We start from the raw sequence: 19,724 nt of genomic DNA on the forward strand, positions 1-19,724 counted from the left end.
CTGTGCTCATGAGTGAGCGAGTGAGAACGTGGCATGGACAGCACAAGGCTGGGTTGAGCCGAGGTGAGCGCGCAGCCGATGTATTGCGGAATGGCATGGGCAGCTGGACTTTCGTTGGGGCCTTCGTCGCGTTCATGGCTGCCTGGGCCGCCATCAATACCTATCTATTTGCTACGCAGGCCTGGGACCCTTATCCATTCATCCTGCTGAACCTCTTCCTATCCATGCTGGCGGGCCTCCAAGGCGCCATACTGCTCATTGCCGCAAAACGGCAGGATGCCATAGCTGCCGCCATGGCCCTCCATGACTTCGAAACAGATGTGCAGGCAAAGGCAGAAATCGATCGGCTCATGGCGGTAAACAACCAGCAACTGGAACTGCTGGAAGAACTCAGGGCCCTCCTGCTCAGGCCAAGCCCAACGGGCACGGAAGTGGATATGGGCCGCGAGGAGTTTGGCGAGTAGTCAGGCCTTGGATTCTCGGAAACCATCCAAGGTGGGAGAATCCGGCGTCGTACCGGGCTCAAGGAAGCATTTGTTGGCAAGCGCTACATGGCTTCTACTTCCTGGCGTTGGTGGTGGTTGGTGTTTGGAACATCGCTGCGTAGTTCCCACGGGAGCATCCCGGATCAACCGGTTTCAGCGGTACTGAGTGCGCGCCGTCGGACGTCGGCCCAGGTTTCAACACCGTGTGTTGCCTGCAGCGAGAAGTTTTGGGAGCTAGCAGATGACGTGCTCCGAGCGAGCGGTCTTAGTGGGTTGAAGGCGCTTCTGTTGTTGGCCGCAGCAATTCCGAGGGGGCATGTCCGTACCGCTGGCGGAAGGCACGGCTGAAGTGCGCAGGGTCTGAGAATCCCCACGTTAGGAACAAGTCAGTCAGTGTGCCGCCATATTTTCCGGTCAACAAGGTCTCCCGGATCCGGTGCAGACGTTGCTGCCAGACCCAGCCCATCACTGTTTCACCGTCCGCTGCGAAGGCGCGGTGGACGCTGCTCGGAGACAAATGAAGCTCTCTTGCGATGGATTTGATACTCAGGGACTCGTCGCCCAGGTTTTCGAGGATATGGGTTTGCACGAGCTTGCGGCGCGAGAAGCGGTCCGCGTCCGCGACACCCCGGGTTAGGCCGCCCAGGCCAGCAACAATCAGATGTTCCACGCCCTGGGAAACCGATAAGGCGACATCCGGCGAGAGGGCGTCAATATCGTTGGCTAGGAACTGCACTGTATTGACCAGCAGACGCGCAGCCCCCGGATCGGCGTTCACTGCCAGTGCAGTGAGTCTTGCGGCTTCGGGCAGGTGTCGCTCCAAAGCAGTTCTCGGAAGCCGGATCACGAGTTGCTCAAAGTGATCGGTCAGCAGGAGTGAATACGGTCGGGTGGTGTCATAGAGGGCGAACCCGCCGTTGTGGATGGCGGCCGCGCGCCCATCCTGGGTCACCAAGCATGAGCCTTCGGTTTGCATGCCCACCAGATAATAGTCGTCGGAGGAAGCATCGATGGCAACTGGCGTGCGGTGGACGGATTGCGCAGAGGCGCGAACTCGGGCCAAGTCAAGGGACGCCAAAGACTGGACAGCTATTTCACCGTCTATGGACTCGCGGCCGTTGCCGGCCCTGCAGTCGAGCTCAACGAAAGTATCAGAAACGGTCTCCGTCCAGAACGAAACCCTGTTTCGGGGAGGCACCGCCGCTGTGCTCACAACCTTGGCCATGCCTAATCTTACTGCCACGCTGCGCCCACCCGTCGGCTGGTTCGCTAGGCAGATGTGGTGCGTGCAAACGTGACATTCGCAGTCAATGCTCCTGCGATTCTCGATCAAGAATCCCTCGACATTGACGCGTAGCGTGGACACACATCCACTCTTGTGAGTAGCGTCACATCCCTTAGGAGATCGCAATGAATCACCCCAAATTCAAAGCAGCGGCCGTTCAGGCAGCACCTGTATTCCTTGACTTGGACAAGACCATCGATAAAACTATCGCCCTGATGGAGGACGCGGCCCGGAACGGTGCGGAGCTGATTGCCTTCCCTGAAACCTGGCTCCCGGGATACCCGTGGTACGCCTGGCTTGATGCCCCGGCGATGTGGCTTCCGCAGTACACCCAGCGCTACTTCGATAATTCGCTGGAATACGGCACGCCCCAGGCCGAACGGATCTCGAAGGCCGCCAAGGACAACAACATTGTCGTGAGCATGGGCCTCAGTGAACGAAGCGGGGGCAGCCTGTATATCTCTCAATGGTTCATCGACCGCGATGGGCAGACCATCGCCCAGCGCCGAAAGCTAAAGCCGACCCACGTGGAGCGCACAATTTTTGGCGAAGGCGACGGAAGCGATCTCGCTGTCTGGGACACCAGGCTGGGCCGAGTCGGCGGACTGTGCTGCTGGGAGCACCTGCAGCCGCTGTCAAAATACGCAATGTACGCCCAGAACGAGCAGGTACACGTTGCTGCATGGCCGAGCTTTTCCCTCTATGAGGCTGGCGCTTACGCCCTTGGCCCCGAAGTCAACACCTCCGCTTCGCGGATCTATGCGGTGGAGGGCCAGTGTTTCGTCCTGGCTCCGTGTGCCACCGTATCCCAGGAGATGGTGGACGAAATGTGCACCACGGACTTGCAAAAGGCACTTCTCAAGACCGGCGGCGGATACGCCCGCATCTTCGGGCCCGACGGTCAGCAACTTCACGAGTCCCTTCCGGCAGGCGAGGAAGGCCTCATCTACGCTGAGATCGATCTGGGCCTGATTTCAGTGTCGAAGGCCGTGGGGGACCCCGCAGGCCATTACTCCCGCCCCGATGTCACACAGCTAATCCACAACAAGGCTCCTCGACGTGCCGTGGTCGATACCGCTCCGCCTTCGGACCCCGCGCCAGCCGTTGAAAGGCCCCACGGCGCGGACGAGCCGGCCCTTCCAGCAATGGCCGAACTCTAGATGGCACGGGGCAGCGACGAGCAGGAACCAGCAATCGAATCCTCAATCGCGGCGCACCTCCGGGTCGAACGGACGCGGTCCAAACGTGTGGGGGACAACTATGCCCCGCCCTACCCGTCGTACTCCGTGCGCTTCGCGGAAGGCGTCAGCTAGCTTGTCTGCGCCTTCTTCGGCGTCCAAAGCAAGCACCCGCTCTCCAGCCAGGCCAAGGTAGCCTCTGCTGGAATGTGGGAACTATGCGCACAAGAAGACGGACCGATGTCCCGTGAGTACGCCGTCCACACGGACGAACAAGGCTTCGATAACCAGGTCATCATCGCCTACTGGGACGACGCGGACGCTTATGGGCGCTGGTTTCAAAAGCACAGGAATGCATTGATTGGCGCTGGACTGGAACTTGCAGATCACGGCCGCTGGATCGAAGCGTTCAGTCCGGAAGCACGTGGCTTCGAGACCCTGTACTCGTCCAACACCTTCCCGGAAGGGGCTGCAAGGGTTGCCACGGGAGGATACAGCGGGGAAATCCAGGAACACGGGTACTGGGGGAGCATGCGTGACCGTCTCCCGATTGCACAAACAGAGGCCCTGGAGCCTGACGGACGCCCGTACGCCGCCGAGAACTCCGGCATCGTCCGGGTGGAGCCCCACGATAACCTGGCAATTATCCGTTCCGGCCAAGACTGGAGCCTCTGTGAAGATGCAGAACGTGCCTCCTATTTCGGCGACGTGGAACCCCAATTGAAAGCAGGGATGGACTTCCTGACGTTGGACGGCGCATCGATCGGCTGTTACGCGAACAGGTACATGACCAGCAGCGACGGCGACGGTTCTGCCCTTGAACAGAGCTTCGGCCTGAGCTTCTGGCACAGCCTGGAGGACATGGAGAGATGGGCGGAGTCCCACCCCACCCACGTCGCCATCTTCATAGCCGCCATGAAATTCCTGCAGGCAAACGCGGGCGCCAGGCTTCGCCTCAGCCATGAAGTCGCGACAGTCTCACGCGAGCAGCAATACTACGAGTACAACAATTGCCATGTCACAACAGGCATGCTCGGCGCATGCAGGCCCTTGGGGGTCAGTCACGCCTGACACACGGACAAGATCAGCAAGGCGGGCGGCCAATTCGAACTGTCCGCCCGCCTTCACGGTTCACGAATCAGTGGCGTAGGGTCAACGGCCGGTCCAGCATTCCGCGATTCCGCTGATCCGGCAGAGGCACGAGGTACCCATCCCGTTAGTCGAACCGCCAGAGCTGAACTCGACAACTGGATACACGGCAGGGACTTAAACCCGCATCAGCAAGCCTGTTGACCGGCCATGACCTGCAAGGCAGGCTGTGAAGACATTCAGGCCAGGGGGACCATGACGAATTACTCACGCAACGCGGCAACTGTTGCGGCACTGCTCGTGCTTGCGCTTACCGGGTGCCAGCCAGCGGTCGGGCCGGAAACGGTGGTGTCCGCCGCATCGGTGCCAAACCCGTCGTCGTTCGAACTGGCGGCTATCGTCCAGACGGCTGTCGAGGATCGCAACGGCACAGCCCTCGATGTTCCACCGGCCGAACGCCTCGACAGCGGGCAGACAACGGCGGCCTACCGGGCGAAGCGCGAGCGGGACCTCTCGGTGGTGGCCCGGTCGAAGGCAGCGTTCAAGTCGAGCGGATTTTGGTATACGTCCTTTTCGACGACGGTGACGGTGCAGTCGCTCGAAGTGAGCGGTGCGGAGGTGAGTGTCCACTTCAAGGAATTGACTGAGGAGTACCAAAGCTCGGCTGCGAACGGGCCGAGCAGCGTCCCCACGGTCTACTCGCTCCCGCAGACCGCTCTATTCCGGGCGTCCGCGGGCACTTGGCAGCTAGATAGCATCGCCCCGTCCGAGCACGGCGGCGCGCTGCCGATGTCAGTCGTCGAGGACTGAGAACGGCACGATCGAGGATCCTTGAAGGGCTGGCCTCGGGTGCATCCTTCACCGGGTGGAACACTCGTCAGCGAAACGGGGCGCGCCTTCGCCCGTCCCGGGGAATCGCTGGTGGTTTGCGTAGCATGGGGGCTCAACGACTATTGGGGGTAGCAATGAATTTAAGTCCAGCCTTCGGAATTATCGGGATCCTTTACGCGGTCTTCATGATCGCGGTGGCCGTCCTGGCCGTATACGCCCTGGTCCTGGTCGTCATCTTCTTACGGCTAAGGATCGCTGAGCTGAAGAGGGCAGCGCGGGCCCAGGACGGCTGATATTGCTGTTTAGCCCTTGCTGAAAATCAGGCTGACGTTCTGGCCGCCAAATCCGAACGAATTGGAGAGTGCTGCGGGAGATGTTCCGCGGCGTTTTGCGGTGACAATGTCCAGCCCGAGTTCCGGGTCCACGTTTCCTTGGTGAAGATTGCGGGTGGGAGGGATGACTTCCTGTGCGACGCTCCGGACTGCGATGATGGCTTCAACTGCGCCGGCGGCCCCGAAGAGATGTCCCAGGGAGGCCTTGGGTGCCGTCACCGGAACGGTGTCGCCGAAGATGGCCTTGATGGCTTTTGCTTCCGCCAGGTCCCCCAAGGAGGTGCCGGTCGCGTGGGCGTTGACGTGGCCCACCTCCGCTGGGCTCATGCCGGCGTCGTTGAGGGCTTTGGTGATGGCGGTGATCTGGCCTTGGCCGTCGTCCGCTGGTGCCGTCATGTGGAAGGCATCGGAGGCAATGCCCACGCCGCGCAGGACTGCGTGGACGGTTGCGCCGCGGGTCATGGCGTGCTCGGGACTTTCCAGCACCAAGATGCCTGCGCCTTCGCCTAGGACGAAGCCGTCGCGGTCTGAGGCAAAGGGGCGCGACGCGGAGGCGGGGTCCGCTATAAGTGTTGAGAGAGCCCTCGTTTGCAAGAAGGCAGCGACGGTGAAGGGGGTTATCGCGGCTTCGGCACCGCCGGCAATGACTACGTCAGCTTCGCCGGAACGGATCAATCTGGCGGCCATCACAATCGCTTCGGCTCCCGACGAGCACGCCGAGACGGGAGTGTATGAACCCGCCTTGGCACCGTAGCGGATGCTGACAGCCGCGGCGGGTCCGTTGGCCATGAGCATTGGTACTGCCCGGGGGGAGATACGGCGCTGGCCGCGGTTCTCCAAGGTGTCGTCTTCCCGGAGGAGCGTGCCGATTCCGCCCACGCCTGTTCCCACCGCCACAGCCAGGCGGGTGCCGTCAACCTGGGGCGAACCGGCATCTGCCCAAGCTTCTGCCGCGGCAACCAGGGCGGCTTGCTGAACCCGGTCCAGTCTTTTGGCTTCGACGGCGTCAAGCCTGGTAGCTGGGTCGGTGGCCACGGATGCGGCGATGGTTACGGACAGTCCGCTGCCCTGCAACATATCCGGCCCGACATCCCGCACGCCCGAACAGCCCTCAAGGAGGCCGGCCCAGGTCGTATCGACCGTGCCACCCAAAGGCGTTGTGGCGCCTATTCCTGTCACAGCAATGTCTCGCGCCCTCATGGCAACTCCTTTTCTTGTATGACATACAAGATATACGGATAATTGTATGAAGTACAATTGTCTGCATGGGCACACAATGCAAGGGGAAACGTCTACCGGGTGGTCCCTCGCAGGCTCGTGGCCACTCGACCAGGGGCCGAATCCTGGACAGCGCGGTGAAACTTTACCTGGCGAACACCTCGGGTGAGGTGAGCGTGGCAGCGATCGCTGCCGATGCCGCCGTGTTTCCCAACCAGGTGACCTACTACTTCGGTTCCAAAGACTCGCTCTTCATCCATGCTGCCTTTCTGGCATTGCTCCACGATGCGGAACGCGTTGAGGCGATCGGCAACAGTGCAGCGAGTCCCGAGTCGTTTCGAAGGAACATGGCCCGAACGGTCCTGATGCTCCCGTCCATGCCGTTGGTGGTGCGCGCCTTGGCAGTGGGAACATCCCGGCCCGCCCTCGCCGCCGTGGTGGATCAGCATCTGAATCTGCTGTTCCGCCAGTCCGAACGCTATCTTGCCCGTCTTATGAAGCAACGGCGCTGGGAAGTGCAACGTCCCATGCCGGTGGAAACCAGGACGTTCTGGAGCGCAGCCTTCGGAGCCAGCCTCCTGTCGCAGGCCGGTGCTATGGGATCGGGGAGCGACGTGGACCTGTCCGGCACGTTGACGGTTCGAGATGGGAGCCAATGACTATAGGCAGTCCTGGGCCTTCAGTCCTGGTGGGCCCGCGTGACGAAGTGCTCAACGCGGCGGTCAGGAATTAGCCAGATCAGGGCCACGATGGTGTAGGCCGCAACTCCAAGCAGTGGCTGTATGGCGGTGAGTCCAAGGCCAGCTATGTAAATCAGCGGCGACGTTTTGCCTTTCCAGTCCCAGCCGATTGCCTGCGCGAGGGGGCCATCCCGGCCCTGTTGGCGGATCAGCGCCCGTTCCAGGATGAAGTAGGCGATCGCGGCGCACAGCAAGTTGATCCCGTACGTCAGCACCGGGATCTGCACGAAGCCGGACTCGTCCATCCAGCGCGTGGTGAACGGGACTAGTGAAAGCCAGAACAACAAGTGCAGATTGGCCCAGAGGATCGCGCCGTTGACCCTGCTTGCCAGGTGGATCATGTGGTGGTGATTGTTCCAGTAAATTCCAACGTAGACGAAGCTGAGCAGATAGCTGAGGACCGTAGGCAGGACGGACCTCAAGCCAAGCCAGGTCGGTTCGTCCGGCACATGGAGTTCCAGCACCATGATTGTGATGATGATGGCAAGCACGCCATCACTGAACGCTTCCAGACGGTTCTTGTTCACCGGCCTCCCTCCATGAAAACCAACATCCTAGTCATTCCGAATCCGGCTCCGCTGGCGCGGGCGATACATTTGTCCTGCCTGATGGACGGAGCAGAGCGCGCAACGTCTGGATGGTGTCAGCCTCCGCGGCAGTCTTGTCATCACGGTAGCGTTTGACGCGTGCGAACCGAAGGGCGATTCCGCCCGGATAGCGGGGGGATTGCTGAACGCCGTCGATGGCGATCTCGACGACGGTCACCGGCTCAGTCCACACCGTGCCCGCCGTACGCCGCACCTCCAACTCCTGGAACTTTTCAGTCTGCCACCGCAGCAGAGCGTCGGTGAGGCCTTTGAAGGTCTTGCCGACCATCACGTAACCGCCGGGTACGCCGAACTCGCCAACAGGGTCCAGGGCTCCGAGATGCAGGTTCGACAACAGCCCGGCCCTCCGTCCTGACCCCCATTCGCATGCGAGCACCACCAGGTCGTAGGTGAGCACCGGCTTCACCTTGATCCAGTTCGAACCCCGCCGCCCTGCGGCGTAGGCCGAGCCCAGCGCCTTCACCACTACACCCTCATGGCCTGCATCCAGCGCATCGCGGGACACACTCTCGGCAACAGCCGCGTCCGCAGTGATTTTCCCCGGGATGCGGTGACCGGGGGCGATCCGTTCGAGCACGTCGATGCGTGTGGCCAGCGGTTCGTCGAGGAGGTCGCGCCCGTCGACGTGCAGCACGTCGAAAAACCAGGGATGCAGCAGCGTGGTACGCGCCGCGTTCGCCCCGAACCGGGACATGGTCTCCTGGAACGGCCGGGGCCCACCGTCCTCGTCCAGAGCTAGAGTCTCGCCATCGAGGATCACATCGTGCACGGGCAGTCCGCGCACCACCTCCACCACCTCGGGCAGCCGATGGGTCACTTCGGCCAGGGTGCGGGTGTAGATGTGCACGTCGGCGCCGGCACGGTGCACCTGGATGCGAGCGCCGTCGAGCTTGTATTCCACGGACGCTTCCCCTGTCGCTTCCAGCGCCTCGCCGGTACTCGCCGCGGTTGCGGCGAGCATGGGCTGCACGGGACGTCCGACGACGAGGCCGACTGCGTCAAGCTGGGCTGCGGAGCCTGTGAGCGCCAGCAGTGCGGTCGCGCCCAGATCGCCGGAGAGCATCGCTGCGCGGCGTACGGCCTCGACCGGCCGACCGGCAGCTCGAGCTACCGCATCCGTCAGTACGCCCTCAAGAGCACCGGTACGAAGTTCGCCGAGCAGTACGCCGGCGATGAAGGCCTGCTCTCGTTCGGTGGCTTCGGTCATCAGCGACCGAAGGGTGGCGGCGCGCTCCACGCTCGAGCCAGCGCCGCCGGCTGCCAGTAGCCGGTCCAACGCTGCGTCGAGGCGGGCGATAGTGAGATTTGGCTCCGGAGCGGGCTCGCCCTTGGCAGCCCTGATGCCGCTCCAGCCGATGCCGACTCGGCCCTGGCGAGGCTTGGCGGTGAGCAAGCCGATCGCCGTCGGGATGTCCGCGGGGTCGAGCCGGAGCAGCAGGCCTGCCAGTTCGTTGATCTTGGCGACCCGCGAGCGGGTTGCCGCTACGGCTTCCGAGGTCTTCACCAGCTCATCGAGCAGCATGGCACCAGTCTGTCACGCCTGCTGTCCGTGGACAGCGATTAGGCCCCGTTCCAGAAACGGCTCGTGGGAATGATCAGGGCCAGCCAATTTGCCGTTAACCCACTGACTTGTGGGGGAATGCCTTGTATTCTCGTGGCACCACCTCCGACCACTCGAGATTCGGCAAGGAGAAATCATGCCCAGCGACGACGAAGCACAGGTTCTGTCCCAATGGAGTGAGGAACTGGCGAGGGCGCTGCAAATCCTGGATCTCGACGTGGACCAGGAACTGGTCCTTGATCTGGCCAGGAAATCTGCGGACTCCGTGATCCATGCAGCAGCGCCTGTGACGGCTTTCATGGTCGGCTATGCCGCCGGCCTTGAAGCCGGGAAAGGAAGCCAGGGTTCGGACGTTTCACCTGCCGTGGCGACCAACAGGGCGGCAGACGTCGCCTTCAAGCTTTGTTCTGAGAGGGCGGAAGGAAAGGGCTCGGAGCCGACAAATCAGTCGTAAAGTCGAGGACTCCTCTGTCACGTGCGCGCCGAGACATCGGTGGCCCTGCTGTTCCCAAGATCAACTGTCGGACGAGGTACTGGCTCCGTGGTCATCGGTTGCCGAGGCGGACGGCCTCAGCCCGTAAGTCGCAATGACGCATGTCTCGACCCATTCTTACACTGCAGTTCGGCACGATAACCCCGCGAAAGTCATTCCCAGCCAGGTAAGACACTTGGCCCCTTAGCGAGCACCCGCTTGACGTCTATTAGAAGCGGGGTCCCATCAAAAACATGCGTCGGGGCGCGGGGGAGGCGTTGGTCCTGGGGCGCCAGCCAGTCGCTCGTAAATCCAAAAATGAGATCTTGCACACATGACATCTCAGTCGTAAGATAATGACTACTGAAGTACTTCAGACCTCCAGATTGCAGCACTTTCCCAGAAAGCGGCGTGTTCCAAGAGCACCCGCTTCGCCAAGGTCGCGCACCGCGTGGCCCTTGTTTGCCAATTGCCGGGAGGCACAATATGAAAGTTCCGGTCGCCCAACAAGCGGGCGCTGGTTCGCCGAAAAAGGTCGCTATTGCGAGCATGATCGGCACAACCATCGAATGGTACGACTTCTTCATCTACAGCACCGCCGCTGTGCTTGTCTTCAATCATCATTTCTTCCCCGGTTTCGACCCCGCTACCGGAACCTTGCTTGCCTTCTCCACCTTCGCCGCAGGCTTCGTCGCCCGTCCCATCGGGGCAATCGTGTTCGGTCACTTCGGGGACAGATTGGGACGAAAGCCAATGATGGTCATCACGATCCTGATCATGGGCGTCGCCACTGTATCTATTGGGCTATTGCCGACGTATGCCGCGATCGGCGCCCTTGCACCTGTTCTGTTGGTGATCTTGCGATTGACGCAAGGATTCGCACTTGGCGGGGAATGGGGCGGTGCCGTACTCATGGCAACGGAACATTCGCCAGAGGGGCGGCGGGGATTCTTCAGTAGCTGGCCGCAGGCTGGGGTGGCTATCGGCCTGATCCTGGCTATGACTGTCTATCTGCCCCTGGATGCAATGGCAACGGACGAATTCATGGCCTGGGGATGGCGTCTTCCGTTCCTGCTCAGCTTGGTGCTTGTCATCACTGGATTGGTCATTCGAAAGCGGGTCGCCGAGAGTCCGGAGTTCGATCGTGTAAAGGAAGCGCACGCTGTGGTGCGCCTTCCCATCATCGAGGTTCTTCGCACGCATCCGAAGCAGGTGCTGCTGGTCGCAGGGGCTAGTCTCTCGCCGGGCATCTTCTTCTACCTGATCACCGTCTACAACTTTGTGTACACCCAAAACTCCGGGGGCTTGAGCGAAAGCTCCATGCTGATTTTGGTCATTGCCACTTCAGCGGTTGGATTCGTGGTGACTCCGATGGCGGGCGCACTCTCCGACAAATTCGGTCGCCAACGGATCTACCTTCTGGGGCTTGCGCTCATTAGTGTTGTGGCCTTCCCGCTTTACTGGGCGCTGGACGCGGGCATGTACGGCTTTATAGCCGTGGGATATGTCGCTGCAACAGTAGCCGTATACACCCCGTGGGCACTTCAGCCCGCATACTTCTCCGATGCCTTTGATGCGAGAGTCCGCTATAGCGGTCTTTCCCTGGCCACCACGCTGGGCAACCTCTTCGGCAGCGCCATCGCCCCCCTCGTCGCTGGAACATTACTCAGCGCAACGAACTCCTCTCTCTCCACTTCGCTGTATGTTTTCGTCGCCGGAGCCATATCGTTCGCGTGCGCCATTGTGCTCGGGCGGTCGAATCGGAGGAAAGCGCAGGCGGGCGGTATCAGGAACGAATCGGCCGGGGTTGACGGTCTCCCTACTCCAACCTTTTCAGAGTGATGTGCGGCTGCGAGTGCCGGTATCGATGCAGAGTCATCGAGTTGAAGGCTGGTCCTGACCCGGACATCTCCAAGACCACAGAGTTCTCCGCTTCTGCATCGAACGCGAATCCGAGTGGTTCGGCCAGTGGCCGGCCACAGGCGGGGGAGCCCAATCCTGACAAGCAAGCTCCACATTTCTCGCTTACAAGAAAGGAATTACCATGACCAACGAACCTGAGTTCAAGACATTCACCCTGGAACGGGCAACACCTACCATTGGCGCCTTTATCCACGGACTGGATCTTCGTGAGGAGATCACCCCGGAATGCCAGGACGAGCTACGCAGCGCTTTCCTCAAGCACGAGGTGCTGTTTCTCCGCGATCAGCAGATCGGCCCTGACGATCAGATTAGGTTCGCGAAGGTTTTCGGTGACCCCCAGGAAGTCAGTGCCTTCTTTCCCTCCCTCCCTGGCAACCCCTTCATAGAGGTCCTCGAGTCTCGGGGACGCGCAGCCGGAACCGACGTCTGGCATTCGGACCTGACCTGGCAGGGAAATCCTAATTCCGCTACATGCCTCCACGCTCAGCAAATCCCACCCTGTGGCGGCGATACTCTCTGGGCCAGCATGACTGCCGCATATGATGCCCTGCCTGAAACAATGAAAGAGCTCATTGACGGCCTCGAAGCAGTGCATGACTGGGAAAAGGAGCTGACGGGTGTTGTCCGCCAGGGCGAGAATGGTGAAGCCCGCTATGAAGAAACCCGTCGGAAATATCCGCCAATGACCCACCCTGTGGTGCGTAAGCATCCAGAAACCGGCCGCAAGCTTGTCTACGTGAACGAGTTGTTCACCACCCGCATTTCGGGGGTCCCCACTCAACTGGGCGACTCGCTTCGAACCATGCTCACCGGCCTGGCTAAGACCCCGGAATATCAGGTCCGATTCCGCTGGGAGCCAAACTCCGTTGTCATTTGGGATAACCGGTCTACTCAGCACTACGCGGTTGGTGACTACCACCCGCACTACAGGCTAATGCACCGGGTAACTCTCAAGGGAGATCGTCCGGCCTAGTGCCTTCGATGCTGGGCGGCCCTGTTTGAGGGTCGCCCAGCATCTTCCCGGGGTGATCCATCTGGGTCAAGGCTCGTTCCTTTGGGACCCAGCTATTGCCTGACCCACTCATGAAACTTAGTATTCAGATACTTGGTCTTGATTCAAAGTGCCCACTTTAGTAAGTAGAGTGGCTGGTAGCGGCCGCCGTGTCGCGGACAGCCCTCTCCAGCCAAAGCGAAGGAAGTCCGACCATTGCGTGGCCAAAATTTAGGGGCAGGGCTGATAGCCCAGAACCAGTCAGCCCTGCCGCCGTTCATCCTGTACCGTCCAACATCGCTGCCCGAGGCCGTGGACCTCAATGAACAGCATCCGGAGGCCGTGATGGCCGCGGGTTGTTCAGACCTTGTAGCGCAAATTCGCGAGGGATGCGAGCCCGAGGTTGTGATTTCCTTACAACACGTCAATGAATTGCGCTCCATTACCCACGAAGACGGAGTCTTAGGTATTGGCTCCATGGTGACTCACCATGCCGGCAGCACCAGTCCCGACATTCGTGCGTTCATGCCCGCTCTGGCTACGGCCTGGGGATCGATTGCGACCGTACGAATCCGCTATCGCGGTACGCTGGGCGGCAACCTTATGGCGCGGCGATTCCGGTACGAACTTCCGGTCATCCTCTCAGCCCTGAATGGGCAAATGCATTTTCAGGCCAGCGACGTCACCACCCTGCCCGTGTCTTCCCTTTGGGACCGGGACGCCAGGAGTCCAGGCATTCTCACCGGGGTGACTGTCGAGACCGGCTCTTTGCTGTGGTACGGCTACGAGCGTTCCATGCGCCCCGTGAGTACTGTGGCCCTCGCTGTGCGCAGGCAGGCAGGTGCCGGGATTACCGTTACAGCCGTCTGCGGCAGCGAATACCGACAACCTTTCGTTCTTTCACACACTGCGGCCGCGACTGCCATCAGCGATTTGGACCCGGTGGCAGTGGGCGCCGTCCTGGCCTCGCAGCTTCCGGACGCAGCTGGCGACTTCACCGGAACAGCCGAATATCGCCGCCATCTGGTGGGCGTACTCTCCAGCCGACTTCTTGCCCGCGCCGCCGGCTACCAGCAGAAATGAGGACCGGGTGACTCCCGACGCACAAGATTCCCCATCAGTCGGGGATGAAAAGCTCACTGTGGATCTTGAATTTGACCTGAACGGAAGCCCGGAAAGGCACAGCGTTCCGACCAGCACGACAGTCCTGGACCTGCTTCGAAACAATTGCGGTAAACGAGGCGTCCGCGGTTCATGTGAGCGCAGTGTTTGCGGCGCCTGCACGGTGCTCATTGATGACGTTCCCGTGGCTGCCTGCTCCACGTTTGCCTTCGAAATCGATGGCACCCGTGTTGAAACGGTGGAGGGTTTGGCTGCCAAAGACGGTACCTTGAGCGCCCAGCAGCAGGCGTTCAGGGAGTGCGGGGGCTTTCAATGTGGTTTCTGTACGTCCGGCATGCTGATGTTGACGACCGCCTTGCTACGGGAAAGTCCAGAGCCAGACCGGGAGGAAATCCGGGAATGGATTAGTTCGAACACGTGCCGCTGCACGGGTTACGAGATGATTCTGGAATCCGTGGAACGAGCTGCCGAACTGGGGCGTACCCCGCAGACGAATGGGGAGCTCCAGTGACAAAAACTCCCAGCCCCTTCACAGCCGCGCAGGATGCGCCGATCGTCGGCCGCAACCTCCCGCGGCTCGACGCCACTGCAAAAGTCACGGGCCGCGCCGTTTACACCGTGGATATCGACAGGCCCGGAATGCTGCACGCCAAGGTGCTGCGCAGTCCCTATGCCCATGCCAGGGTCCTAAGTATCGACGCCGAAGCCGCCCGACGCTTGGAAGGAGTCACCGCTGTTCTAACCCGCGACGAAATCAAAGGACTGAACTGCTATGGCACTTACGTCAAAGATCAGCCAATCGTAGCCACTGATTTAGTCCGTTACGTTGGTGACGTTGTGGCCGCTGTGGCGGCCATAGATGAGCACACCGCTTTTGCGGCATTGGATTTGATCACCGTCGAATACGAACAGCTCGAAGCCGTCTTCGACCCGGAAGCAGCGTTGGACCCCTCCGCTCCCTTGATTTTCCCCGCAGAACCTTTCGCAGCGTTTCCCGAATACGGGGATGGTGCCTCAGGGAATGCCCGGAGCGCGCACAATGTGAGCTACGAATTCCGATATCAGACGGGCCCTGAAGACGCGTGGGACGAATGCGACCACGTCTTCGAGGACACCTTCGCATTTTCCCGCATGAACCACATGCATCTTGAGCCGTTTGTAACCGTCGCCGAGGCAACGGTGGACGAAATAGAAGTGTGGACTTCCACGCAAAGTCCGTTCCCAATGCGCAAAGAACTGGCCTACGTCTTTGGGTTGCCGGAAAACCGGATCCGGGTCAATGTCCCGCTTCTGGGTGGCGCCTTCGGGGCTAAGAACGGACCAAAGACCGAGACCATAGCCATCCGACTCTCACAGCTTTCGGCCGGCCGGCCGGTTCGCTACTGCATGACCACTGAGGAAGTTTTCCTGACACTGAGCCAGCATGATGCCGTTCTCACAGTGAAATCCGGGCTCAAGGCTGATGGGGAGTTTGTCGCGCGCCAGTCACGGGTTCTGTTAAATGGTGGCGCCTACGCCGATGCCAGCCCGCTTGTTGCCGAAAAGGCCGGATACCGGATGCCCGGAGCCTACCGATGGAAACGCATTGATTCGGTCTGCCAGGCCGTAATCACCAACACCGTGCCAGCCGGCGCCTTCCGCGGCTTCGGTGCGACCCAAGCGACTTGGGCAAGTGAGCGTCAGGTGGACCTCATCGCAGAACGGCTGGGTTTGGATCCCTTTGATCTTCGGCTGAAGAACATGAAGGACCTTGGCGAGGACTTCGTTCCCGGGGAAACCCCTATCGATTCGGACTTAAAACACGGGCTGAACCTTGTGGCGGACGCTATTGGGTATCGTGACCGTAATCGTTCCGGTAACCGGGGTATGGGTGTTGCAGTCGGCCTGAAAGACGGTGGCGGTGTCAATAAGCCCGCCCAGGCCCGCGTGAAGGTGACTACGAACGGGGATGTCTTTCTCAACTGTGCCCTTATCGAAATGGGCCAGGGTGGGCACTCAGCCCTCTGCCAGATTGTCGCGGAGGTGCTTGCCTGTGACCCGCAACGGGTCAAGTTTGCTCGGGTTGACACTGACTCCAACCCTTTTGATCAGGGGACCAATGCGTCCTCAGGCATCGCAGTCATGGGTCGGGCCGTCCTTCAAGCCGCCGAACGTGTGAGGTCCGCTGTACTGGATTTCGCGGCCGAACATCTGGAACTTGAGCGCGAATCGATAAGCCTGGCGAACTGGCAAGTGATTGACGCTGAAGGCAATTCCTATGAACTTGCGCCCCTGATCATGAATGGTTTTGGCGGAACGGGCTTCGAGTTCACCGGCGATGGCTTCTACAAGGCCCGTTCGTCGCGGCGGGCACCGTTGGAGGCCCCCTGTATTTTCTGGGAGATTGGCTGGGCAGCTGCCGAAGTGGCCGTTGATCCGGAAACCGGCAAGGTGCAACTGCTTCAGCTAGTGGTAAGCGGCGACGCTGGCAAGGTTGTCAACAAGCTCGGTTGCCGCGGTCAGGATGAGGGAGCCGCAGTCTTCGGACTGGCGCAGGCGCTCTTCGAGGAACTTCGCTATGACAACGGCGAACTGCTTAATGCGGAGGCCCTTCTCTATCGTGTGCCTCTGGCGGAAGACATCCCGCGCCGATTCTGGTCCATAACCCAGGAACAGGGCCATGGCACTGGTCCTTTCGGAGCCAAGGGGATGGGCGAAGGAGGCATGCTGCCGATTGCTCCCGCGATTGCCCAAGCGATTGCCGACGCCACCGGGGCTCAGTTAACTTCGTTGCCCATGACCCCGCAACGCGTCTACAACGCGATCCGAGATGCGCAAGCGACCAAGGGGCGGGGCTGACGAGGATGCGCGAGGTCATGGAGGTACTGGAACAGGCGTCGCGACGCGGCCGGAGGGTCGCACTGGCGACAGTGGTGCGCACTGAAGGCTCCGCGCCCCGGGTGGTTGGAACGTCAATGGTGGTAAGTGACGATGGAGCACTCTTCGGCTCCGTTTCCGGCGGTTGCTTAGAGGCAAGCGTGCTCGAAGCCGCGCGTGATGTCCTAGCCAGCGGAAAACCAGAGCTGCACCGCTTTGGCATCTCTGATGATGACAGTTTCGCCATAGGACTGACTTGTGGCGGTACCATCGAGATTTTCATCCAACCATTCACGCCGGATTCGTTCCCTCATTATGCTGCCCTGCAGCTGGCACTTCGGGAGAATCTGCCGTGCGCCATGGTAACCATCTTCGACGGACCTCCTGAGCTTGTAGGCAACTCGGAACTGGTGCTTGAAGGCGAAGAATTCAGAGAGCTGTTCGGCGTCGGAGAACTTCCGCCCGATCTAGTCAGCGCGGCTGCGGTCGCCGTCCAGGACGCTATTGCCTCCGGAACAACGATGCCATTCACTCTCCCCGCGGTGGTTGGTATGGGATTGCCGTTGTCCTTGCTGATCGATGCCTACCGCCCGCCGCGCAGGTTGCTGATCGTCGGTGCCATCGATTTCTCCGCTTCGCTGGCGGAGCTTGGGGCATTTCTTGGATTTCGCGTCACTGTCTGCGACGCGCGGGCCGTTTTCGCGACAGCCGAGCGAATCCCTGCTGCCCACGAAATCGTCGTTGATCAGCCAGGGCGTTACCTTCGGCAGGAAATTGAACTGGGAAGGATTGCACGGGACTCCGCGATATGCGTTCTGACCCATGATGCCAAGTTCGACGTTCCTGTCCTAGATGAAGCGCTCAGGCATGGCTTTGCTTACATCGGTGCCATGGGATCCCGCCGAACGGCACGTGATCGCCGGGCCAGGCTGATCCTTGCGGGTCACACAGAGGAGACTCTGGCGCCGCTCCGTTCGCCAATCGGTTTGGACCTTTCCGCTGCTACCTCGGCAGAAACGGCGGTCTCCATCATGGCGGAGATTATCGCAAGTAAGAACCGGGCGTCTGGCTTACCTCTCAGCCAGACCAACCAGCCAATACACAAGGGTGCTCCAACTCTTGACGGAGAGTACCAATCGCAACCGGACTGCCCAGCGCAACCGGACTGCCCAGCGCAACCGGACGCTCGGCCGACTGCCTTGCTGAGTGTCCTGGGTGCGGACGGCATGTGTCCTTGAATGACACTGCCTGCAACAGTGAAGGAACCCGGTCATGGAGGACGTGACTGCACCTAAGCAGTCCAAGGTCGGCGAGCCCTTCCGACGACGCCGGCCACTGCCCTTGGCTCGGTGAGAGGGGCAGTGGCCGGGCAGCTAGCGCTAGGTCCGAGGCGGCGTGGGGAGAGACATTTTTGTCGAAGGTGCTGACATTTGCGTCCGGGATTTTGCAGCTGTAATCCGCCCTAGAGCCAGCACCAACACCAAGGCGATGATCACGGGCACGCACACAGAGAGAACGATGATGCTCGTATCCACGCCGAGTCCGATGAGGACGCCGCCGAAGATAGGTCCGATCACCGATCCGAGTCGGCCCAGTGAAGCCGCCCAGCCGACGCCGGCAGTCACTGTTGCTTCCGGGTACAGCGACACTGCCACCGCGGCTTGGCCGATCATGCCCGCCTGAAGGCCGAGGCCAACGCCGCCGAAGACCAGCAGCAGCAGTGCTTTGTCCGGGCCCAGGAATGCAGAGATAACAAGGAACACGATCGCCGCTGCCGAGGTTCCGGCCAGGACTGACGTCATCCGGTATCGACGCGATCCGAGAATGAGAAGACAGGCACCGATGATGCTTCCAATCCCCAGTGCCGCGGACCCCAGCGGTGCCAGGCCCGTGCTGAAGGCGTAGCTGGTGAGCAGGGTTGGCAACCATGATGAGAACACGTAGTAGACGGCAAAGATAAGGAACGAAAAGGCCCAAAGAGAAGCGTTCTGCTTCGTACGGACGCATCGAAAAGGCGCGCTACGGAAGCGTGGTGCTTGGCCTCAGCAGCGTCGATGGGCATTCCCGGGACTTGGCGGTTGGACAGCCCGAACCAAAGGAACGGCAGAAGAACAGCTGACGCGATAGCGCCGATAATGAACACCCATTCCCATCCGAGGGAGCCCACGATACTGCTACCGGCCAACCCTGCGATAAGGGCTCCGAGCGAGATGCCCGTCATCACGGCCACTGCAATCGACTGACGCAAACGAACAGGATTGACAGCGGTTGCATGCGACACGGCGGCTGGCAGCACGGCACCCAGTCCCAGGCCGGTCACGAAACGCAGGATCGTCAGTTCAACAATCGAAGTCGACCATGCTGTCAACAGCGAACCGACGGTGAACACCACGACCGCTGCGAAAATGACGTTTCGCGTTCCCAGCCGGGCCACAAGGCGCCCGACCGCGAGATACCCCAAGGCCACTCCAGCGCTGGTTAGTGATAAGGCAGGGGTGAAGCTCGAGGGTGCAACAGCCCAATCCTTGGCTATCGCCGGTATTGATACGCCCAACGCGACCGTGTCGTAGCCGTCGAGCACTACAGCGGCACATGCGAGACAGAGTACCCACCAATGCGTTCTGGTCTCTTCCTGCTTCTTGGGTTCACTCATCGTCTCCATCGAACATCCTTAGGTTGTGAGGGCTTCGAATTCAGTCCTGATACGGGGGCACGCCACCCGTCATATGCGGCTTGCCAGCCCAGACCTCGGACGAGGCGTACGCGTCGTAGGCGAGGTTCATGCTGCTTCTTCTTTGACGCAGGTCGTGGGCTGGCTCGCCATTGGCCGCGCTTTCGTGCGGTGACCGAGTGCCTGAATGTGGTGAAGATCATGGCACAGCGTTAGTTCTATCTCCTTAGCACTTAAAGGTCAAGCCCTGAGTCCCTTGACACAAAGTATCTTAGTACTGTTACTATTTTGGCATGACCTAGTTCACATTCCGGGTCGCTCCCACGACCTCGGGACAAGCCGCTCGTTACGCCGACGGCAAC

The 19,724-nt window shown here is 60.6% G+C and carries 19 protein-coding genes and 1 pseudogene; 14 read left to right on the top strand and 6 right to left on the bottom strand.

The genetic code is table 11. From position 1 onward, the window contains the following. Positions 1 to 8: 8 nt before the first annotated feature. A complete protein-coding gene (locus tag KSW38_RS05855; RefSeq protein WP_216923645.1) occupies positions 9 to 464 on the top strand; it encodes a DUF1003 domain-containing protein in 456 nt (151 codons plus the stop codon). Between the two features lie 286 nt (positions 465 to 750). Here the strand turns inward: KSW38_RS05855 and KSW38_RS05860 are convergent, their stop codons facing one another. Beyond that, a complete protein-coding gene (locus KSW38_RS05860) occupies positions 751 to 1,710 on the bottom strand; it encodes an AraC-like ligand-binding domain-containing protein (protein ID WP_216923646.1) in 960 nt (319 codons plus the stop codon). Between the two features lie 185 nt (positions 1,711 to 1,895). On the opposite strand from KSW38_RS05860, the gene KSW38_RS05865 reads away from it, so the two are divergent. The 5 genes and pseudogenes from KSW38_RS05865 to KSW38_RS05880 all read left to right on the top strand — a co-directional run bounded on the left by KSW38_RS05865 (position 1,896) and on the right by KSW38_RS05880 (position 5,161). Further along, the gene (locus KSW38_RS05865) at positions 1,896 to 2,930 is read left to right on the top strand and encodes a carbon-nitrogen hydrolase family protein (RefSeq protein WP_216923647.1); all 1,035 of its coding nucleotides are present in this window, start codon (positions 1,896 to 1,898) and stop codon (positions 2,928 to 2,930) included. Beyond that, positions 2,931 to 3,083: a hypothetical protein gene (locus KSW38_RS23360; RefSeq protein WP_254186102.1), complete on the top strand. Its 153-nt coding sequence runs from the start codon at positions 2,931 to 2,933 to the stop codon at positions 3,081 to 3,083. A gap of 69 nt (positions 3,084 to 3,152) precedes the next feature. Beyond that, positions 3,153 to 4,019: pseudogene (locus KSW38_RS05870) on the top strand (phenylacetaldoxime dehydratase family protein); the annotation flags it as partial. Between the two features lie 273 nt (positions 4,020 to 4,292). Further along, a complete protein-coding gene (locus KSW38_RS05875) occupies positions 4,293 to 4,847 on the top strand; it encodes a hypothetical protein (RefSeq protein WP_216923648.1) in 555 nt (184 codons plus the stop codon). 155 nt (positions 4,848 to 5,002) lie between these two features. Continuing rightward, positions 5,003 to 5,161, top strand: a complete 159-nt coding sequence (locus KSW38_RS05880; RefSeq protein WP_216923649.1) for a hypothetical protein — start codon at positions 5,003 to 5,005, stop codon at positions 5,159 to 5,161. Positions 5,162 to 5,170: 9 nt separating this feature from the next. Here the strand turns inward: KSW38_RS05880 and KSW38_RS05885 are convergent, their stop codons facing one another. Then, positions 5,171 to 6,400 (bottom strand): beta-ketoacyl-[acyl-carrier-protein] synthase family protein, encoded by a 1,230-nt coding sequence (locus KSW38_RS05885; RefSeq protein WP_216923650.1) that lies wholly within the window; start codon positions 6,398 to 6,400, stop codon positions 5,171 to 5,173. Between the two features lie 65 nt (positions 6,401 to 6,465). Between KSW38_RS05885 and KSW38_RS05890 the strand changes: the two genes are divergently transcribed. After that, positions 6,466 to 7,077 (top strand): TetR/AcrR family transcriptional regulator C-terminal domain-containing protein, encoded by a 612-nt coding sequence (locus KSW38_RS05890; RefSeq protein ID WP_216923651.1) that lies wholly within the window; start codon positions 6,466 to 6,468, stop codon positions 7,075 to 7,077. Between the two features lie 20 nt (positions 7,078 to 7,097). On the opposite strand, the gene KSW38_RS05895 is transcribed toward KSW38_RS05890, so the two are convergent. Both KSW38_RS05895 and KSW38_RS05900 read right to left on the bottom strand, forming a co-directional pair. After that, positions 7,098 to 7,685, bottom strand: a complete 588-nt coding sequence (locus KSW38_RS05895) for a TMEM175 family protein (RefSeq protein ID WP_216923652.1) — start codon at positions 7,683 to 7,685, stop codon at positions 7,098 to 7,100. 31 nt (positions 7,686 to 7,716) lie between these two features. Beyond that, complete coding sequence (locus tag KSW38_RS05900; RefSeq protein ID WP_216923653.1) at positions 7,717 to 9,288, bottom strand: ATP-dependent DNA ligase; 1,572 nt, start codon at positions 9,286 to 9,288, stop codon at positions 7,717 to 7,719. 175 nt (positions 9,289 to 9,463) lie between these two features. Here KSW38_RS05900 and KSW38_RS05905 point away from each other — a divergent pair, with 175 nt between their 5' ends. The 7 genes from KSW38_RS05905 (at position 9,464) to KSW38_RS05935 (ending at position 17,929) form a co-directional block, all read left to right on the top strand. Beyond that, positions 9,464 to 9,781 (top strand): DUF6457 domain-containing protein, encoded by a 318-nt coding sequence (locus KSW38_RS05905; protein WP_216923654.1) that lies wholly within the window; start codon positions 9,464 to 9,466, stop codon positions 9,779 to 9,781. A 504-nt stretch (positions 9,782 to 10,285) separates the two neighbouring features. After that, complete coding sequence (locus tag KSW38_RS05910; RefSeq protein ID WP_216923655.1) at positions 10,286 to 11,641, top strand: MFS transporter; 1,356 nt, start codon at positions 10,286 to 10,288, stop codon at positions 11,639 to 11,641. A gap of 202 nt (positions 11,642 to 11,843) precedes the next feature. Further along, entirely contained in the window at positions 11,844 to 12,695 is an 852-nt protein-coding gene (locus KSW38_RS05915; RefSeq protein WP_216923656.1) for a TauD/TfdA dioxygenase family protein, read from the top strand. Between the two features lie 234 nt (positions 12,696 to 12,929). Next, positions 12,930 to 13,796 (top strand): FAD binding domain-containing protein, encoded by an 867-nt coding sequence (locus KSW38_RS05920; RefSeq protein WP_216923657.1) that lies wholly within the window; start codon positions 12,930 to 12,932, stop codon positions 13,794 to 13,796. Positions 13,797 to 13,854: 58 nt separating this feature from the next. Continuing rightward, positions 13,855 to 14,346 (top strand): (2Fe-2S)-binding protein, encoded by a 492-nt coding sequence (locus KSW38_RS23765; protein WP_346433257.1) that lies wholly within the window; start codon positions 13,855 to 13,857, stop codon positions 14,344 to 14,346. After that, positions 14,343 to 16,673, top strand: coding sequence for a xanthine dehydrogenase family protein molybdopterin-binding subunit (locus tag KSW38_RS05930; protein WP_216923659.1), 2,331 nt, complete (start codon positions 14,343 to 14,345; stop codon positions 16,671 to 16,673). The genes KSW38_RS23765 and KSW38_RS05930 overlap by 4 nt, the downstream gene beginning before the upstream one ends. A gap of 17 nt (positions 16,674 to 16,690) precedes the next feature. Then, positions 16,691 to 17,929: an XdhC family protein gene (locus tag KSW38_RS05935; RefSeq protein ID WP_254186103.1), complete on the top strand. Its 1,239-nt coding sequence runs from the start codon at positions 16,691 to 16,693 to the stop codon at positions 17,927 to 17,929. A 141-nt stretch (positions 17,930 to 18,070) separates the two neighbouring features. Here the strand turns inward: KSW38_RS05935 and KSW38_RS05940 are convergent, their stop codons facing one another. Then, the gene (locus tag KSW38_RS05940) at positions 18,071 to 18,493 is read right to left on the bottom strand and encodes an MFS transporter (RefSeq protein ID WP_216923661.1); all 423 of its coding nucleotides are present in this window, start codon (positions 18,491 to 18,493) and stop codon (positions 18,071 to 18,073) included. Continuing rightward, on the bottom strand, positions 18,490 to 19,353 hold the full coding sequence (locus KSW38_RS05945; protein WP_216923662.1) for an MFS transporter: 864 nt from the start codon (positions 19,351 to 19,353) through the stop codon (positions 18,490 to 18,492). Before KSW38_RS05945 ends, KSW38_RS05940 begins: the two co-directional genes overlap by 4 nt. Between the last annotated feature and the right edge of the window lie 371 nt (positions 19,354 to 19,724).

The organism is Paenarthrobacter aromaticivorans, from assembly GCF_019038615.1.
Taxonomy (GTDB): Bacteria; Actinomycetota; Actinomycetes; order Actinomycetales; family Micrococcaceae; genus Arthrobacter; species Arthrobacter aromaticivorans.

Bases quoted from the DNA above. Each gene is read 5' to 3' on its own strand.
- KSW38_RS05885 (WP_216923650.1), bottom strand. From the start codon at position 6,400: ATGAGGGCGCGAGACATTGCTGTGACAGGAATAGGCGCCACAACGCCT.
- KSW38_RS05910 (WP_216923655.1), top strand. From the start codon at position 10,286: ATGAAAGTTCCGGTCGCCCAACAAGCGGGCGCTGGTTCGCCGAAAAAG.
- KSW38_RS05905 (WP_216923654.1), top strand. From the start codon at position 9,464: ATGCCCAGCGACGACGAAGCACAGGTTCTGTCCCAATGGAGTGAGGAA.
- KSW38_RS05880 (WP_216923649.1), top strand. From the start codon at position 5,003: ATGAATTTAAGTCCAGCCTTCGGAATTATCGGGATCCTTTACGCGGTC.
- KSW38_RS05900 (WP_216923653.1), bottom strand. From the start codon at position 9,288: ATGCTGCTCGATGAGCTGGTGAAGACCTCGGAAGCCGTAGCGGCAACC.
- KSW38_RS05935 (WP_254186103.1), top strand. From the start codon at position 16,691: ATGGAGGTACTGGAACAGGCGTCGCGACGCGGCCGGAGGGTCGCACTG.
- KSW38_RS05940 (WP_216923661.1), bottom strand. From the start codon at position 18,493: ATGACGTCAGTCCTGGCCGGAACCTCGGCAGCGGCGATCGTGTTCCTT.
- KSW38_RS05915 (WP_216923656.1), top strand. From the start codon at position 11,844: ATGACCAACGAACCTGAGTTCAAGACATTCACCCTGGAACGGGCAACA.
- KSW38_RS05890 (WP_216923651.1), top strand. From the start codon at position 6,466: ATGGGCACACAATGCAAGGGGAAACGTCTACCGGGTGGTCCCTCGCAG.
- KSW38_RS05855 (WP_216923645.1), top strand. From the start codon at position 9: ATGAGTGAGCGAGTGAGAACGTGGCATGGACAGCACAAGGCTGGGTTG.
- KSW38_RS05945 (WP_216923662.1), bottom strand. From the start codon at position 19,353: ATGGAGACGATGAGTGAACCCAAGAAGCAGGAAGAGACCAGAACGCAT.
- KSW38_RS05865 (WP_216923647.1), top strand. From the start codon at position 1,896: ATGAATCACCCCAAATTCAAAGCAGCGGCCGTTCAGGCAGCACCTGTA.
- KSW38_RS05875 (WP_216923648.1), top strand. From the start codon at position 4,293: ATGACGAATTACTCACGCAACGCGGCAACTGTTGCGGCACTGCTCGTG.
- KSW38_RS23360 (WP_254186102.1), top strand. From the start codon at position 2,931: ATGGCACGGGGCAGCGACGAGCAGGAACCAGCAATCGAATCCTCAATC.
- KSW38_RS05860 (WP_216923646.1), bottom strand. From the start codon at position 1,710: ATGGCCAAGGTTGTGAGCACAGCGGCGGTGCCTCCCCGAAACAGGGTT.